General features: G+C 48.2%; 9 protein-coding genes and 1 pseudogene. All 10 read right to left on the bottom strand.

Going from position 1 to position 19,249, the window contains the following annotated elements; translation table 11 throughout:
- Positions 1-715 (bottom strand): annotated as a pseudogene (locus GAC_RS04925) (hypothetical protein); the annotation flags it as partial.
- Positions 716-896: 181 nt separating this feature from the next.
- Positions 897-2,729 (bottom strand): hypothetical protein, encoded by a 1,833-nt coding sequence (locus GAC_RS04920; protein WP_010267520.1) that lies wholly within the window; start codon positions 2,727-2,729, stop codon positions 897-899.
- Positions 2,730-3,527: 798 nt separating this feature from the next.
- The gene (locus tag GAC_RS04915) at positions 3,528-4,862 is read right to left on the bottom strand and encodes a hypothetical protein (protein ID WP_241760171.1); all 1,335 of its coding nucleotides are present in this window, start codon (positions 4,860-4,862) and stop codon (positions 3,528-3,530) included.
- An 8-nt stretch (positions 4,863-4,870) separates the two neighbouring features.
- On the bottom strand, positions 4,871-5,377 hold the full coding sequence (locus GAC_RS06085) for a hypothetical protein (RefSeq protein WP_241760170.1): 507 nt from the start codon (positions 5,375-5,377) through the stop codon (positions 4,871-4,873).
- Positions 5,378-5,877: 500 nt separating this feature from the next.
- Positions 5,878-7,755: a hypothetical protein gene (locus GAC_RS04905; protein ID WP_010267515.1), complete on the bottom strand. Its 1,878-nt coding sequence runs from the start codon at positions 7,753-7,755 to the stop codon at positions 5,878-5,880.
- A 576-nt stretch (positions 7,756-8,331) separates the two neighbouring features.
- Positions 8,332-10,230, bottom strand: coding sequence for a hypothetical protein (locus GAC_RS04900; RefSeq protein ID WP_010267513.1), 1,899 nt, complete (start codon positions 10,228-10,230; stop codon positions 8,332-8,334).
- A 399-nt stretch (positions 10,231-10,629) separates the two neighbouring features.
- Positions 10,630-11,019, bottom strand: a complete 390-nt coding sequence (locus GAC_RS06080; RefSeq protein WP_241760169.1) for a hypothetical protein — start codon at positions 11,017-11,019, stop codon at positions 10,630-10,632.
- Complete coding sequence (locus GAC_RS04890; RefSeq protein WP_241760168.1) at positions 11,009-12,460, bottom strand: hypothetical protein; 1,452 nt, start codon at positions 12,458-12,460, stop codon at positions 11,009-11,011. The genes GAC_RS06080 and GAC_RS04890 overlap by 11 nt, the downstream gene beginning before the upstream one ends.
- A 61-nt stretch (positions 12,461-12,521) precedes the next feature.
- Entirely contained in the window at positions 12,522-18,725 is a 6,204-nt protein-coding gene (locus tag GAC_RS04885; RefSeq protein ID WP_241760167.1) for a hypothetical protein, read from the bottom strand.
- 95 nt (positions 18,726-18,820) lie between these two features.
- Positions 18,821-19,249: hypothetical protein (locus GAC_RS06075; protein ID WP_241760166.1), on the bottom strand; the 429-nt coding region annotated here is incomplete at its 5' end.

Here is a 19,249-nt window from a genome sequence, read left to right as displayed (position 1 = left end):
ATATCGGACGCAAAATAATTTGGACGCACCCCGGCACCATGGGGTTTACACGTCCGATAGCCCACGAGCGAACCTTAAAAACTTCACGCCCTATAACACATAAGATTTCTCCCCGCCCACCTGAGTGAAACACAACGCGGGATGCACTCACTCCAGGTCCAACAGAAGCCGAAAGATGGTCTTCGGCCCTTCCCAAGTAGCTTGCGGTCAAAATTACGTGACCAGCAGGCTGAATATCAGAAACCGCCTGTACTCCGTGCAGATTATTTTGCACTTCAGATAAGCGGTCAGTTCGGCTTCCGATCTCACGTCCCGCGGTTGCAGTAGATGCAGGCACACTGATGAGAGGGTCCGTCGGGAGCTGCGCGTTAAGCACCATTGCAACGTTGGCCCTCCGCCGCAAAAATAAGTATGCCAATCTAAGTAGTACTACCCCCCACATGATGCTACATGCAGCCATGAGGGCCGCACTCCAGACCGATAGATGGCCCTTTTTTACTAGATCATAAGTTACCAGCACCACACAAACTAGCTGTACAGCAACCAATATTATAACCAGCGCATGGCGCACTACAGCAACTCTTGGGAGCACTGCGTTATTGTCAGCATGACAGCTTCCAGAGGCACGTCCCACCCTGTAGGTTCCAAAACGGGAACTACTAGACCCGCGAACATCCACGTCCCCTGTCGCAGGCACTGATGTATTATCAACCATAGCGCGCGACGTATGTCATAATTCATTCACGTACAACCAAAACATAAGGTTCTGTCATAAGGAGAATGATGTCCAGAGCTTGATCTCCTTGAAGTACACTCATCACCATGCAGCTTGCTCCCAGTAATGCACTGATCCACAACTCGCTACATGCACTAAAACCTTGACTTAGCTCATATAACTAGCAGGCTTCGCGCACCGGCTCCGTAGCCCTTGATTCTCCTGCTGCAACGACTAAAGGGTTTTGTAGCAAAGTTCCTGATGTTAATCTGGCACGCTCACAAAGTACATCTCCTGGATATATGCGTGTTTCAGCATCGAAAAATATCTCGCACTCTTGCCTGTTGGCAAGTTTTAACACGGCACCGCTGGCAATTTTACAGTCGTACCGCGCTTCTTCTAGTATATATTCTGCTATCATACCACCTGCCATCATGTCGGTAGAGGCAGCACCCAACAACAGTGTGATGTCCGCGCCTAACCTTTGTATATTGCAGATTGTCAGCGTAGCAATGATGTCAGAACTATGACTGTTGCTTAACACGTTACGCGCTAGATCACGTATTGAAGTACGGTCAATATCGGTAGTACCATCCCGTACGCTGGTAAGCAGTAAAGATAGAGCTCTATTGACAGATGATTCAAAGCGCTCCATTGCTCCTGCACCATTCATATCCTCTAACGCACGTTCCCTGCTAACGCTGGGCAGTACACTCAACTCCCTGTTTGCTCGGCGAGCATTGTACAATACTACATTGCTCAAGGATTCCTGCTCGTACACACCATCAACCTCAATCTTTGCCATTGCATATGCAGCTTCACATAAACCGGGAATCTGCTTACACAAATAGGGCATCCTTGCCATAATGTCATCCTTACTGGTTATACCCGAATTTAGGCTGTGCCCTACACTAGCAAGAGCTGATGCTGTTAAAGCGCTTTGAAATTTATCTGAACGTATAAACTCCGACACTAGCCAAAGCTTGCCCCGTTTCGTGACAGGATCAAACATTGCCCCCTCACTTTGCGACAAACCCAGCAGCAATGATACACACCCATCCCATGCCAAACGTTCGTCTTGACCGCACCGGAATTGTGGAGTGCGCACAGCATCCTGGGCAAAACCCACCATGCGGGCCAGAAACTCCGTGTCCGGATCGGATAAAACACCGCCTTTGTGTGCAGTAACATATGCTAATTGTTCAGCATTTTTATATATATCCCACAACAGCGCAGGGATGATCGCCCCGTTTTTAGATATACTAGACACGATCAATGCAACATAGCGCCTCAAAAATAGAGACTTGGAATCATATGGCACGACACTTTTGGAGAGAAGCGCTACACGAGTTGGGTTCATATCCTTAGTATCGCGTGACTCCACGGCAGGAACAAACATCTTCAGTCTGCGCATGCCTTTACTTGGTGAGTCACCCCTAGAAATTATTTCACTAGCACGTGATCCAGCTACAATAAAACCTGTCTTCATAACAATCACGCGGCTTTCTTCCCGGCGTAAAACCGAACGCACCCTATGCAGAAACAAATCAGGATACGTAAACCCCAGGTACCGCACAGGGTAAAGGGTATCGTTATAGCCATAAAAAAGCCTCTCAGGGCTAGAGGACTCGAAGCATACCAGTTCATCTCCCGGAAAAAAATACTCGTCTGCACTTTCAGCATGGGTAGCATGTTGGAGTACGCCTCGCAGGTCGATACCCTGATACTCACTGCACGTACTGTTGGCTATATCACGTAATTTGATGCCATTTGGGCTATCCTCATCAATTCCAAACACTATTAACTGGCGATAAGGTATGAAACAACTCTCTTTAATCTTGGCAGCAGCACTCCGGATTGCTGGCATGAGCAGCGAGTACATGAAATAGCAGGCTATGACGCAGGCGGCCACAATTGGTAATGAAACCAGTATTATTGCGACCACGGCACAGCACAGCGCAAGTAGAGACGCAAAGACAAGTGTGTACGCAACGGTTTTGGCTATGTTTTTCATGCATATACCCCAATTCTTTCATTATTATACGGGCCAATCTGGCCTATCATCTCGTTAGCAGTGCCGTCTGTACGCACCTTTTTAATAAGCTCATTGCAGCAACTTTCATCCCGGCCATATGGGCTGAATCATTGGCCTATGACGAAGCAAATACTTGCACTATTCCAACTAAACGCTGGTGGTGCGCATCATGTATGGAAAACACTGTACTGACACTAAGTACAATATTCATTCACTACAAGTTAGTTGTATTATAGCACAATGGCATCTAAATTTTAGGAATTTTCCAATATTTTTACTTTATAACCTAACTGGTATGCGCATCAGCAGCCACAAGTACATTTACAATTTCCCATCCAGGGCCGATTTCATGCAATGTGCGCATACAGCAACCTCAGCAAATGCGAGCGGTGTGCTATGACTGTATCCGCTGCACAGGCAATACCTCATCGGAGTACCTGTACATCTCGAACAACTGCCATACAGTGTACAAAAACCGGGGGTTCCACTATTCCGAACTTTATACATGCCAAAATGTGTATAATATCGAATGCTCCGTGCCACTGCACGTCTTTATGGTACAGACCTTGACTTTGCAGCCTGCAACTTCTGACCGAAAATGTCCCACTCAATTTATATATAGCTTTGGCGGCGGGTCGGTCATCTCACGTTTTGACCAACGCTCCCACTCAGCAACAGCAAAAACTCCCACGCGCGCGGAAGCCGCGGTTACACACAACCCTAAACTCCGGAAAGTGTCGGCACGCTCATCATCTGACCGCACACCAGGTTACATCCCTAAATACTGGTACACAATGTGCCCACTGCCCCGGTCGAGGTTGTAGCCGCCATAATGGGTTCTGGTCCAACTGCAGCAGCAACTTCCGGATTATCAAGCGATGTATCTGACGCGGGTGTGGGGCATTCAAGTATGGGAAGTTTACACACATTTATCCCGACATCGGAGGATATCTCGCACTCCTGCCTGTCAGCGAGCTCTAATCCCGCACCACGGCGTCTAAATGCGTAGTTACGCAACGCCGAGTCAGTTTGTAAATAGTCTGTAATCAGCTCGTCTGATGTTGCGTGCGCACACAGGTCGTGCACCGACTGTCCAACAGAATCCCACAGAGACGATACCCTGTGAGCTACCACACACGCGATTATGTCGGAACAGCGCTCGCTCCGCAATATGCGCTGCCCAATGGTATACATGTTGCGAACATTGCCGCCATGCGAGAGCTCAGACGCCCGCACGGCTTTTTCTTTGAGTGCGTTAAAATCCCTAATGACTCCCCCGTCCACACCCCCAGATTCAGGCCCTGCATCTACATCTGGCATTACTCTATCCATGAAACGCATTGTGCCTCTAATGTTGTGAAGCACCAGATTGTTTAAACAACCTTCCTCATACGTGCCGCATACCGCGGCTTTTACCAGCACATAAACAATTTCAAATAAGCCAGGAATTTGCTTGCACAGGTATGGAACACCTTCCAGAATATCCTCTCTAGAAACCATGCCGTTACTTATACTATCTTTCACACTAGCCATAGATGCCGAGATTACGGCATTTTGAAATTGCTGTGAGCATATAAATTCTGATATCACCCACAGTTTCCCTTTCTCCGTGATAGGCTTAAATATTGCATCGTCACTTTGCGATAGACCCAATAGAAGCAATACATCAGCCTCATGCTTGGCACGTGCGGCCGCGCCATATTTTATAACCTCATTCCTGGTAGATTGGATGAATCTGACACCATCACGCAGAAACCTCGCATCCTGCAGGGACAAAGCACCCCTCGCATATGTAAGAATGTGCATAAATTGTTGCATATTTGTGCGCATGTCCCACATCACCGCAACTGGAAACTCTCCGTCAGACCCACCTACACGAGCCCTAGTCAGTGCGATGTAGCGCCTTAAGAATATAGATTCGCAATTATTTGACACCACGTAAGGGGATAAGAGCGCTAAACGGGTTGGGGTCATGCCTGCAGTTTTGTTCAGCAATACCGAGGGAGCAATAAGCTTCATCCTAGTAATGCCATTTTGCAGCATAGCATATTCAAAAGTTACATCATTAGTACGCGGCCCAGTTACTGCAAAATTTGTTTTCAAAACAATCACGTTCTTGCCTACCCTGCCACAAGGTAAAAGCATTCTACGAAAGAGAGAGGAAGATGGCAGCGCATTTGGGTGATATTGCACAGAGTAAAGGGTGTCTCCATAGCCGAAAAAATCCGACCAGAACTGGATATCAGGCATGTTGGGGTGCTATCTTGAAAGACGCGCACCTTTGTCTCCCGATCATAAACCGTATACTGAAGTACATCTCGCAGATCGACACCTTTGTACTCACTGCGTTGACCATCAGCTATATCACTCAATTTGATGCCTTCGGGAAGATCCTGATCAATTTCAAACACAACTTCCTTGGGGTAAGGAAGGCCGGCTAGTACCTTAACTGTAGTTATGCCCTGCTGAGCCACCGGTGCAACAAATGACTTAAACAAATGGCAAGCCAGTTTGCACATGAAATAAATAGGCATAACAATCGCAGACACAGCGCCTACGATGCAGCATAGCACGAGTAAAAACATGGAAGCTAGTATTAGCAGAACGGCAATGGCTGTGTTTTTCATTCGGGTTACTCCAATTTTGTTTATACGTCTCAAGCCTATCAACTTGTTGTTGCAAGCATGCATCAGTCAAAAGTTACGACGGGCGTTCCCTGTGCCCTGTATAACATGAGCTTTTTACCAAGTGCGCGTGCTCACACTAGCTCGCAATGTAACAAACAACACACCTCCTGAGAGTAGCTGTGTTACGGCACCAAAATACCTGAATTTCGGAACTTTCTAAAGCTTTTACTTTTATAACCTAATATTCATAGATATATCAATATATGTAATATATTTACAATTTTGGACCCGGAGGTCGCTTTAAACTTGCAACATCCGGAGCGAGCCATGTCCAGTCCGTTGTGGTGATCGTCTACATGTATATAAAAGCGCTCGCAGGAACCGCTATCAGACAAACACAACTCACGCTTAACAAAGCTACTTGGCGAGTTTACAATTTCCATGCTTACGAAGCTGCCTATGACCGCAGCTTCGAACACCTCTCACTCTAACACTAGACGTTACACACCTGCTGCCCCAGTTGCTGCCGGCCTGGTGGCTCTGGATTCTGCGCTGACTGCGGTAACTTCAGAGCTATCAAGCGATGTACCCGCTTCTGGTACAGGGGGATATACAAGCCCTGGAAATTTGTATACCACTGTGTCAACGTCAGAAGCTATCGCCAACTCCTGCCGATCGGCAAGTTTCAATCCGACCCAGCGTTCAGGTACGTGGCCCCGTGATACAGGATCGTCCCGTATGTAATTTGTGATAAACTCGTCCGATGTTGCAGGCGTACACAGGCTGTCCACTGGTTTTCTGCGACTATCGCACAAGTATGATATCCTACGGGCTATCAAACATGCAATCGCGTCGGAACAGCGCCTATCCTGTAATACTCGCCGTCCAGTACCACACATACTATTCATGTCGTCAGCATCTGGGGGGCGGCATGCCCGTGAAATTTGCTCCACAAACGTCTCAAACTCCCCTTTCGCTCTGTCATTCATGCCCGCAAACGCGCTATCCTCATCTATATCGGGTAGTTGAACACCGTGTCTATTGAGTGCACGCGCGATATTGTAAAGTGGTAAACCGCCTAGATTACCTTCCTCACACACGCCGTTATTATACTTCGCAGCTCTCACTATGGTATAGATAGCCTCGCAGAAACCGGGAATTTGCTTGCATAGATATGGCATGCATCTCAAAACATCTTCCCTAGAAACTCTGCCCTTATCAACGCTACTTGCCATACTGGCCATAGCAGCTGAGATCATGGCATCTTGAAATGACGGTGAGTGTATAAACTCTGACATTAGCCACACTTTACCTGCTTCTGTCAGAGGCTTGAACATCGCCTCTTCTCCCTGCGACAAACCCAATAGGAGCAACATGTGTCTTGAGTGCTGCTCAAGCGCGGCCACACTGCATTCAGAAGACCGATCATCTGCGGCAGAGCGAAGCACATTCATACTGAAACGCATAAACGCCATATCTTCCGGAGACAAGGCGCCCCTCTCATATGCAGAAATATGTGTAAATTGTCGCATATTTGCACGCATATCTTTCTCGAATGCATTAGAAACCCTTCCATCTTCGTCCACACCAGCCCTAGCCAGTGCGATGTAGCGCCTCAGGAACACAGAATTGGAGTTACTTGGCACCACATAGGGAGACAAAAGTGCCAGGCGGATTGGCGTCATACCCTTGGTCTTGCTCATCACTACTGAGGGGGTGATGAGCCTCACCCTTGAAAAATTTTGTCCGCTACCACCCACGTATTGAAGACGCACACCATTGGTGCGCGGCCCGGTTACGATAAAATTTGTTTTTAAAACAAACTCATGAACAAAACGCCTATCATCTACAGAATTATTACGTCGCCCCCCAATGCAATAAGGAAACATGTCTGCCTTCTTGGGTGGAAACAAGTGTGCCGGCCGCGCTGTCGGGAGCCGTACCGGGTAAATAGTGTCTAGATGCCCTAAAAAGTGCTGACCGGAATTGGAAACGAAGCACACAGGGTTTTTCGCTGGAAAGACATACTTCCCCTTCCCCTGGTCAATGAATGCGTATTCTCGTAGTGCATCTCGCAGATCAACGCCCTTGTATTCGCTGCATCTACCACTGGCTATATCATCTAGTTTGATGCCGTTGGGGCTATCTTGTTCAACCCTGAACACAACCTCCTTGTTATGAGGAAGACCGACACTATCCCTTGCCCAAGCAATGGCACTTTTGGTCAGCGCTACACAGCCCGCAAAACTACCCAAAACCAGCGCACACAGAAAGTAAACGGGTACCGTAACTGCGTATACGGTGCCTACAACGAGACACAAGGCAAGTAAACATGCCGTGGTTAATACCGACAAAATAACTTTAGCTATCTTTTTCATGCGTGTTACTCCAATTTCATTTATCGTCCGTCGAGCCGATTGGCTACTTCAAGTGTGCATCGGTAAAAAGTTGCGCATCGCTGTCGCACCCTGTAATCACGTAAGCTTTGCTACCAAGCGGCGCGCTCACACTTAATTTGTATAGTGTGCTATGCGTGAAAAAACCTCACGCCAGCATCTAGCCCTATACTGACAAGTTGCGTCATGTCATGAAAATACCTGAACTTAGGAACTTTCTAAAAACTTTTACTTTTATAACCCAATGTTTGCAGATACATCAACTTATGTAAATATATTTATAATTTCAGGTCCAGAAACTGCCTTAGGTGGCCACCTGTTGAACTGCGGGTAATCCGCTTTGTTGGTGTCTTTCAGCTTCAGAATCACACTCAGCAGCATCTATAATAGCGCCGCTATCAGGCAAACACAGTCCATGTAAGCTACTTGATAGATTTTATACATTCCCACATGCACACAAAAGCCGCACATACCGCGGCTGCACTTTCTGGAGGATTATTAGCCCTTCAGCAGTTTGATCACGCACCCAACCTGCGCATTCCTAACCACTGCGGAGTATTATGCACTCGCTGCCCCGGGCACTGGCCCAGGAGCTCTGGATTCTGCTCCCACTGCGGTAACTCTAGTATTATCAAGCAATGTACCTGACGCGGGAGGGTACGCAATCTCCCGAAATACGCGCGTCTCCACGCGAGCGTCGGGATGCATCTCTAGCTCCTGCCTATCGGCAAATTCTAACTTTGCACCATTTTCAAATGCGTGGTCCCGTAACACCGAATCAGCTCGTATATAATCCACAATTAATGTGTCTGATATATCGTGCGTATGCAGATGGAATACCCCTCCCGCGTGCATACCATTTGACCGCACATTATGCGCCACCAGATACGCGATTATTGCAGAGCAGTTCTCGTCCCGCAATACGCGGCGTCCAGTTTTATACATGTCATCTACATTATTGTTGTCACCATGCAAAACATGGGACGCGCGCAAAGCACTATCTTTGAGTGCGTCAAAACGCTCTATTTCTCTGTCGCTCATACCTTCAAATGCATGCTCCTCGTCTACGCCGGGTAGGTCAAGCGCACAATCTTTGTCTCGGCCACGCAATACATTCGAAACGCTATAAAGCGCCAAAGCATCCAACTCACCTTCCTCGCACACGCCGTTATTATACTTCGCAGCCCTAATTATGGTGTAGACAGCCTCACACAAACCAGGAATTTGCTTACACAAGTATGGCATGGCTTTCAAAATAGCAGCTTTAGAAGTTAGACCCCTATCAATGCTATTTGTCACGCTAGCCATAGCAGCTGAGACCACGGCATCTTGAAATTGCCGTGAGTGCATAAACTCTGATACTAACCAAAGCCTGCTTTGTTTAGTGATAGGCTTGAATATCGCCTCTCCGCTGTGCGACAAACCCAATAGGAGCAACATATCCCTTGAGTGTCGCGCAACTCTAGCCGCATCATACTCAAAGGGCCTGGTTTCAATATCTTTAAAAATGAGCTCTAAGCTGCCATTCAAGAATCTCGCATTCATCCGAGATAGAGTAACTTTATTGTATACAAGAACGCGCGAAAACTGGCGCCCATTTGTGCGTATATCCCACTCTAGCTCCCAAGGTATATCGCCACCATTATATTGCATACGGGCTCTGGCCAGCGCTACATAGCGCCTAAAGAATACAGACTCCGAATCATCTGGCAATATGTAGGGGGATAGAAGTGCCAGGCGCATCGGAGTCATGTCCTTGGTCTTGCTCATCACTACTGAGGGGGTGATGAGTTTTACCCTTGAAAAATTTTGTCCGCTACCATCCACGTATTGAAGACGCACATCGTTGGTTCGCGGCCCAGTAACCACAAAATTTGTTTTTAAGACAATCTCTCGAACAGCATCTCTCTCATCTACAAGGCCATAATCCGGATCTTGCATCCACATATAGCTCAAGGGCGATGTTTTCCTACGGGGCGGGAACAGGGACGCCGGTTTGTTCATTAGGGGTTGCACCGGATAAACAGTGTCTCCACAGCCTAAAAAGTGTTGATTAGAACCGGACACAAGAATCACAGGTTCGGCACTTTGAGGAAAAATGTACTTACCTTCTGCCTCGTGATAGTGTGCGTACCGTACTAGTAGATCTTGCAGATTAACGCCGTTGTACTCATTACATCGACCACTGGCTATATCATCTAATTTGATGCCGTTGGGGCTATCCGGCTCAATCCTAAACGCAATCTCCTTGTTGTGAGCAAAGCCAACACTGTCCCTTAACCAATTTATGGAACTTTTGGTCAGTGCTAAGCACAACTCAAAGCAATAGAAGACTAGTGCACACATAAAGCAAATAGGTACCAGAATAGCCGCCGCCACAGTATTTGCAACAAAGCTCAGGGTGATTAAAAACGCCGCGGTTAATATTGACACAGTGGCTTTAACTATGTTGTTCATGCATATTACTCCGATTTTGTTTAAAAGGCGGCCTATTGGCTTATTACCCAGCTGGAAGTAGCGCGGACAACGCTCCCAGTTTATCCAAGCAAATTTCTATCCTAAATACGCGCTCCGTTGGCTTGCAAAGGAGTGATACTGCATTATTTGGCATAACCTGAGTGGTTGTGATGTTCGTAAAACCTCGCACATCAGCATTTGGTCCGATACTAACAACAAGTGAGTTGTTAGTATACCATAAAAATACCCGAATTTAGGAAATTTTCTAAAAAAAATTTACTTTTAAACAAAATACCTACGGATATCTCGGTAGTACAAAATGTATTTATGGCTTTAGATCCAAAAAACCACCCAAGTATGCAATACCCAAAGTAAACTATGCTAAATCCACTATGGTGGTCACCTTCCAATTCCAGAATCAGGTGCGGTGGCGTCTATCCCAGACATAGAAGTCGGAGAAGGGCCACCGCCAGGCAAACGTAGTCCGTACTCCAGCTTCGTAGCCACATGATGGGTTCTTATCTTATCCTGCATGAGTGAGGGAAAAAAGTCCGATAGTGGGCCATTTTCGCTTGCCTTCATACAAGCATTTATCACTGCCTCATTGCGCACTTCCCCTATACGAGGGTCAGTTAGTAGTTCAGCAGAGCATTGTTCCCCTTCAAAAAGCAATGCAGATATTTGATCTGCAACCATAGCCGCAACAAGCTCTTGTAGGCCAGATTTGTCAAGCCGAGAGACGGAGTGCCTAAAATAGCTGAGCACATCTTCCGGAGCCTCAGCATCCAAACGTTGTTGCGCACCCCCACTCCTCTGTCAACACTCCATATAGAGTCCAGACATCTGTATTACTGCTTCTAGACCGAACAAGCGCCTCAGCCATCATTGCATAGCCTTCCACATGGTCACGAGCTATGACACTGCGAGCAGTACCGTTCAATAAAATCGAACGAGTATTGACACCACCGCCTTCCGATATTGCGGCCGCCCTGTGAAATCCTGGAATTGCGCATAGTTGGGTAATAATGCCTACGGTTATATCAATATTGTACGCAGGATCGCAATCCAAATATGTGCTCACAAGCCCGTATATGCTCTCCGGTAGCCCTGAAGTGTTCATCGCTAAACGAGGAAGAAACCGCGCAGTGAAAACGTCATAATTTATGCGACCAGTGCAGGAATCCGACGCATACATGGTCGCAACTGCCTTAAGGGCACCAGTCACTACTGCGGTTCTCAGATCTGCGTCGCACAGTAATCTGGCAACTATCTCCCTCTGCTGGTCTAATCCGGTCAGATCTTTCACGCACTGCAGACTCGGGGCGGAAAGCACATACAGCGCAGACATCACCGGAAGCTCTGTACCATCCGGTGACTCAACTTCCATTGCATGCCCGAGACTCCTTATCATGTTTGTATAACACCGTGTGAATTTCGCGCAGCTCATAACAGTGTTTGCTCGGGCAAGTGCGCGGGGGTGCCTATACATAAGTCTCGCTTCCCCCGCACAACACGCAATATCATTAAAAACTCTATACCCTACCCCGTACATTACGTGCGAATACACCCCCTCATTGTGTTGTTCACCCAGTTGCAAAATCTCGGTGCCGTAAAACGACTGTAAATGATTGTATAGCAACCTCCATTGTAACTTAAAGTAAAGATCAAATGGACCATCCTCACTATATGCATAACGCGAAGGCAAAAACATTAATTTGAGCAGGTTTTTAGACGTAAGCTTAATCTCAACCGGATAGCAAAACTCCCCTGGAAATGAACCAAGAGTCTCCCTGAGTTGCATACCCACAGTTGGTATTTTCATATAATCGGGAAGTGCCGGCTTGAAGATCATGTGCATCAACCCTGGAGGTACGGGAGGTAAGCTACTGCCTCGATTCAAAACCCTATATCCAATAACCCGAAAGATATTTCTGGAAAGGTTGCAATATATCCCGCCACCCGTCGCGCCCTCCTCGGAAAAGTAAAACTTGGGCGTCTGGTGATCATTAGCGCGTGTTGTAATATCGTCCAAAATTTCACCTTTGAGACCGTCGTCGGTAATACTACGAATTTCGGCAACACCAACCGGTTGCAATACAAGTACGATACGCGTACTTGATATATCCTCGTGGGTAATCTCCGCAATCCCAAAAAGTTCAAGGATGCTGGGCGGCTGCATGGATCGCAGCGTAGTAACATTCCCGGCAGATGGCTTTATTGTGTCATTCATAGCAGATTAAGTCCTCGTTCAAATTAGTGGAAACGTAAAAAATGGGATGCTTAGAGGGCGACTACCGCAAATGCTGCGCAGCACCTACCCCCTGCTCTTCTCCTATCAGTTCATGATTGCGCGTATGCGGCGTCGCACTCCGCGCACTTTGCGCGGGCTCACAAATAAACACCTCGCATCGGGTGTTTCTAGTAAAGAATGACACGTCGCTATGGCTATTCATGATGCTAGGCAAAAATTCACGCACGGTCTCTTTTTCCGCCGCAAGAAACTTGCTAATAACATTCTTGCTATGAGCGCTGAGATCACGTGCAAATTGTACTGCCCCGCCTTGGGGACGCTCGTTGTTGCTGAAGTGCCCATAAAAGGCCCTGATCAACCTCTCTTCGCAATCAAACACAAGGCCGGGCGAGCAAACCAGGTTCTTATAAACTCTGTGCGCAACGGAATCTGCAACAAGTCCCGCAAGCATATTTTCGTCAAAGCCAGCTATTGCCGTTCCAATGCGCTCCTCGCACTCTTCAACACTTGGGACATTACCGCTGCCAAGAAATTCCTGCATTACCTCGCTGTAATAACCCTGCCTGTTTGACGCACCTCCGCGTTGCGCGGCCTTAGCCTGTGCACATGCGACGATCGCATTACGCATATACGATGCATCTGCATTCGCGAGATACTCATCAAGGGAACAGCCATATATTGTCTGCTCGGAATTTGTGTGGCTACCGTCTACCCACTTTTCTATGCTCGTCACGATAGCTGTTTGTCGCCCATGTTGGTCTATGTTGACGCGGTTAACACCTACAACCCTCTGCAACAAACCAACCATGCCCTCAGTTAGCCCGGGAATGCGGCGGCATATATCAGGCACAACGCTGTTCAACATGCCACGCACTGACGCACCGTCATCTGCTGGACCACCAAGACGACTAGATTTACTAAAATGCACTACAAGCGCGTCCAGACATGATGACATTGCTGCCATTATCAGGGCCATGCCAAACTCGTCATCAGCAAGAAACTTCCTGACGATCGCCTTGGTCCGCTCCTCTGCCCCCACACTTGTGCAATCAACTTGATACCCTGCGTGTGAAAGGGCATGCAGCGCCTTCAAAACTTCTACAGACGTGCCATCACCATCCGCACTCACTACGTTGTGGGATATTGACGTCATAACGCTCTGCAAACGCGTCTTGTTATCCGAATCAGGCATTACATTGTGCGCATCGCGGAAGCCTGACATGTATCTCTTAACATCATTGACAAATTTGGAGCCCATGGGACTACAAATAAACCTTGACCATTCTTGGTTTGGAATGATCATAGCCTCACCACAGTCCTGCCTGTGCGTGACAAAGTCACTACAAAGTTGCTGCTGAAGACCCAAATATGCGATAAAAGTACCGCCCCCCAGCAAATTTCCATTCAGTGTGCAGGCAACATAGTCATTGAGCATCAGCGACATTAAACTATTACGATCTATCCTGCGTGCAGCTGGGAGCGATAAATCACTAATATCAAATTCTGCTCGTTGAAAATTCAGCTTACCATCACTGAGCGACAGGCCCCCAGCCACAATAGGAACTTTCACTACGACCTTGGTAGACGTAGGCGATGAAGGTATCTCAGACAATAAAGTACCAATGCTCCTGCCGGGAGGCGCCACGCGTACATCAGGAGCAACTTTAAAGCTCTTACCGTGCATTACGCAAAAAGTGTGCGCGTCGCAGCCATCTTCCCGCAATGCAATAGGCTGTTGATAGAATGTTATAGCGGTATCGTTAGCACCCCGCCCCATGGCGACTAACATTCCTGCCTTTACCGGATGCGTGTTCGGCAGTGTGTTAACGTCAAATTCCTCCAAAATAAGCACTACGCGGTGATCAGCAACGCTGTCATGCCTTCTGAGAGTCTCTTCGCCAGCATACACTACGTTCTCACTCACCCTTAACACGTCACTTTCCCCTGAAAGAGACGAGCGTCGTGAACGGCCGCCAACTCTAGCGGCTGTAGCCTGCTGTAACTCAGTGGCAGGATCACTTGCCGCGTCAACTGTGTCAAAACCTTCTTCCGCTAGATCTTCCTGAACCGGTGTATAACTAGCCGGCGCCATAGCGGGTTGTTGAGGCAATTCTGCGGGATGCATGCTAGCTTCTCCCCCGTCATTACCAGCGGCACCGGGTACCGGAGTTCTGCTGCCACCCACTGGGGATTGGCTGCGCGAGCGGTCATGGTTTATGGTAACACCCGATAAAAATGAGTTGAGTGAACCACTGATGGTTGATAGTGAATCAGCGCTAAAGCCACCATCCGATCCCTGAGCATGTAAACCTTGCGCTGCTAGGTGCTCTTGGGCTTGTGTAGCACCAGCTGGCGTCACAACGGGTTGCTCAAAATTGGCTGAGAAGAACATACTTGTTTCATCGCCTTCACCCTCTTCCACAGAGGAGTTGGTGTGTGTTGGAGATGCACTACGTGAATCTTGCTCTGCTAGGTGCTTTTGGGCTTGTGTAGCACCAACTGGCGTCGCAACGGGTTGTTGAGGTAATTCTACCAAAGGCACTTTCCCTTCTTTCCCAACACCACTAGTACCTGGCATTGAAGTTCTATCACCACCCGCCGAGAACGCGCTGTGCAAATCCCGCCCCGATGGAGTAGCTTGCGACACACCGGATTGCGACAAATCAGACAATGAACCTGGCAAACTAGTTGATAGCGAACCTGTGTGCAGGCCTCCATCTGCCCCTGTAGAACGCAAATTTCGAGTAACGCGTGCAGCTTCACGCTCAGCAATTTTACGCATCACCTCAGGAGCTATATTTATTTCACTACCAGAGCGTTCATCCCGTGATTGCGCGCTGTCAGTTCGTTGTTGTCTTGTATCGCTATCGCCAGGCAATTGGGTCTTAAGCACACTACGGAATGCGGGGTATAAGTCGCTCGATACACCTAAAACTTCAGAATCGACCTCAATGCACATTGAGAGCCTCTGCCCCATTAATTTGGAGAAACATAGGTTTTCGGGCAGTTCTAACGCTCTGCGTGCAAGCAGCTCGCCCACTAGCGTATCAGCACCACGCGCAATCCCCGAAAATGCTTGCTTAGAATAGTTCTGCGGGTCATTATCAAGCATAGACGCGACCCCTGTGGCAAAAGCGTTATAAACTAATTCCCGCAAAGTCGAAGATTCCAGTGTTGGCATACATTTCCTGAGTTGCACCATGCACTCAGTGACGTTAGAAATCTTTTCTTCTCCGCGTTCGTATGCAGCAAGTACCTCGTTCAAATAGCCTTCCATAGACTCACCACGCATTGCTGCGCGTGCTACTATTACGGGTAGCGCATGCTTCACACTGGCACCACGCTCTTGAAGAATCTTACACTGTTGCGCTATTTGCCTTCCTCTGCCAGCTTCTGCCCTTCCTAAATCCGCCATGCCAAAACCGGGAATCACGTGCATGTGCGCAAGTAGCCCATGGCTCGCCACTTTGGTTTCTGCACCTTGCAGATTATAAAATCTAGCCAATACAGCTATTGCACTCTCAACAAGCCCGGGAATGGACTTGCAAATCATCGGAAGTGTGCTACTACGTGTGGCACTATAAACAGTACGAAGCACCTCATCTGAAAACGCTTTGGGGTCTTCTAGATCTGGCCTCTCACGTTTTACCTCATTAATTGTTGCTATTACACCCCGTACAGTTAGGGCAATGAGCGTATCTCTAAAACCTGGATCACCTAGAAAATTGCAGAGTAATTCTGAGTGTCCTACTCGCACTCGTGCATCTTGTGTAACATCATTTTGTAACAGCAGAGCACCCCCAGCGAGCGCATATATCCCACACATGGTCTCCAACGGAACACCGGGGTCATCTAGGGGAATTTCTGCACTGTTTTTTTGAGCGGTAGCCAGCACTGAGGCAAAAAAGTCACGGTCTGCTTGTGTAAGGAGCAGCTCATCGCTCAAAATAGCTTCAAGCTCCTCCTGGTGGTCTAAAAGGTCGCGAGCAAACCCGTTTCCTATATCGCTAAACAACATAAAACGACGCAGTGTTTCCTCCGTCGGCGCTCCTGTCCGTTCTTCCGCTGCTCCCCCTTCTGTCCCAAAAATGTTAGAAATAAGCGCGCGTTGAAGCCTAACGTAGTGGTGTAGGCATGATCGCCTCAAATATAGGGATTCAATGCTGTTGGTGTTTGCTAGCTGCAGCATCAGCTTCTTTAGCACCACCTCAATGCTATCAGTGTGAGCGACGGAGTGACGTAGATCACTGGGAAATTTGTAGTTGTTCTCAACTTTTAGAGTAAGATGCGGGTGGGACGCAACATGTAGACCATCCTCAATTGCGGTGCAGTCTGTGCGCACCAAAACCCATGAAACTCCATCGGGAATAGCCGTAGTATTGGCTCCATACCCAGTATGCAGAGTATTTATAGACGCAAGTTCGAAAAGGCTACCATCACACCCAACTATATAGAATGATCCGTCCACACCAAAAATGTGTGGTGCATCGCTTGTGCCGCCACTATTGCGCACTCCATTAACATATCTGACAACGTCATCATTCCCCTTTATCTTCTCATCGCCGGCTGGCCGGAGAAAAAATAGGACACAGTTTGATGATGCATCACCTATCGCATTTCCCTCATCACCGATTCTACTCACCGCAGGGAAATCAGAAGTGCCCGCATTCAGGGCTGGTGCGATATTCGCTTGCTGTGGGAGCGCTGTCTGGTCTACAGCTCCTTCACTGTGGCTAGGCGAACTGCGCTCAGTTTCTGCACTACTCGAAGAGGCTCTTTCAGCAGCTGTCTGAGAATCTTCTACAGAAAACTGCGGAGCTAATAAATCACCGAACACTGGTTGAAGCCCTTCTGACATAGCAAGAACATCAACTTCCTGTGTATGAAAAACAGCGCCTCTGATTTCGGTGCTAAAGGCGGAGGCAAAGACGGGTTCTTGGTGCAGAGCATCATTACGTAGCCATCTAGCAAGATGCTCACCTACACCAGGTTTACCCTGCACTATTACGTCAAGGTAATGCCGTGCCATGTCACCAGCAAACTGCTGCTCAATCCAAGAAGCCGTGGTATGGGCAACAACCTCTTCTACAGCATCACGCGTTAGTGCAGATATTATACTCCTAGCAGTTGTGGCACGCGCGGTGGCATCAGCCAAATCCGGAGAATTGCGGTACTTCTCAGTAACCAACGCAAAACAATCCTCCTTATCCCATGCATCCGCATCTCCCTGCCCCATTTCAGGCCTCTGCATAGCCTCGGCCGCTGCTGCTGCCACAATTAAAGGCCTTATCTCAGCACTACGCGCAGTATCGGCACAAAGCTGCTCATAGCGTGCAGAAACTCTCGCGCCTTCCTCGGCTAAACGGTTTCCTGTAGCTACTTCGTCAAAACCAGGAATAACATGTAATTGACTAACTATTCTGGGGCTAACAACGTTGAGATGATTGGCATCACGCACCCCACAAAATCCCAGCACTGCAGTGGTAACACTCTGGACAAGCCCAGGAATTGCACGACACATCCATAGTGCTCCCTGCCTACTGGAAATGTGAGCTAACACTCCATCCAGCCTGGGCATATTTGTTTTATTGCTCCTGTTAGTCTTCTGGTCCGGTAATTGCTCTTTGAGTACAACTTCTGCCACCTCACGTACAATAAGGTTTATGAGTGCACCCCTGAAATTTTCGTCAGCCAAGAACTTAGCGGTCAGCCCTTTCGTGAACTCATTCATGCCCGCGGGCATAATGTCGTGATCGCTTTTTACAAGATATGTGGCACCGGAAAGAGAATAAAGCAGGCACATGACTTCCTGAGATACCCCATCGGACCTGAAAATTTCTTCCTGGCCAAGGGAATCAAGAACAGAAAGCGCACAATTTAAGAACGCGCGGCATTCTGGACGCATATGCCTATCTTGCTCTACAGCAGTTTGAAAGCTTGCTCGATACTCAAAAAGGTCGCGTGTAAACCCGGCCCCTGCGGGACTTCTCATAAAACTACGCACGTCTTCCAACGGCAACTGCCTTTCCCGCGTTTTGGCTGATTCGCTTGCAAAGTTGTAGTGCAAGACAACATACTGGCGAAATATCTGCATCCTACTTTCTGGAGACTCAGGCAGCGCTGCGGAGCTGTGGTCCAACATCACTTTCTTAATAGTATCAGCTAGTGCCCCACAGTGGGCGACTGCATAGCACATATCACGTGGAAACTGCACTTCGCCGCATCTAGTATCCACTTTACGCACCAGCCCAACTATACGTTGTCCCTCTGGTAACTGCGGCCGCAATAACATCCACGAATCTCCGAGTGACTCGGTAGAATCCAGGCATTCAGCAGGTACTATGCTTGCGCTATCAACTCTAAAAATTGCGCCATTACGGGCAAGTATGTGAAGCTTATTGTCACAATGAAAAAGTTGGGGGTCCCGATTGCCTGCCCACTATCAAGCATCCTCAGGATACGTGCGGCTTCTTCATTAGCTCGCAACGAAGACCGCTCAACCGGAGAGAGTCGCATAAATGCACAGTCAGCATCCGCTGAAAAACCAGCAGCAAATGCCACATCCTCTTCCTGGAAATATATGTCATCGCGAGGGTACGCTGCTTTCATCGCCATACGCAGCCGTCGCGCAACTTCGTGTGTGGGTTGATGTAATGTATCCCGCCGTTGACCTCCAGCAGGTACCGCACCAGCCCTCGACGAAGAGGCCGCAGGCTGAGAAGCGCTCTTAGGGCGAACGGATTCTACGCTAGCCCTCAGTGAAGAGAC

This window comes from Anaplasma marginale str. Florida, assembly GCF_000215485.1.
Taxonomy (GTDB): Bacteria; Pseudomonadota; Alphaproteobacteria; order Rickettsiales; family Anaplasmataceae; genus Anaplasma; species Anaplasma marginale.
This window is presented reverse-complemented; position numbering and strand designations above follow the sequence as displayed.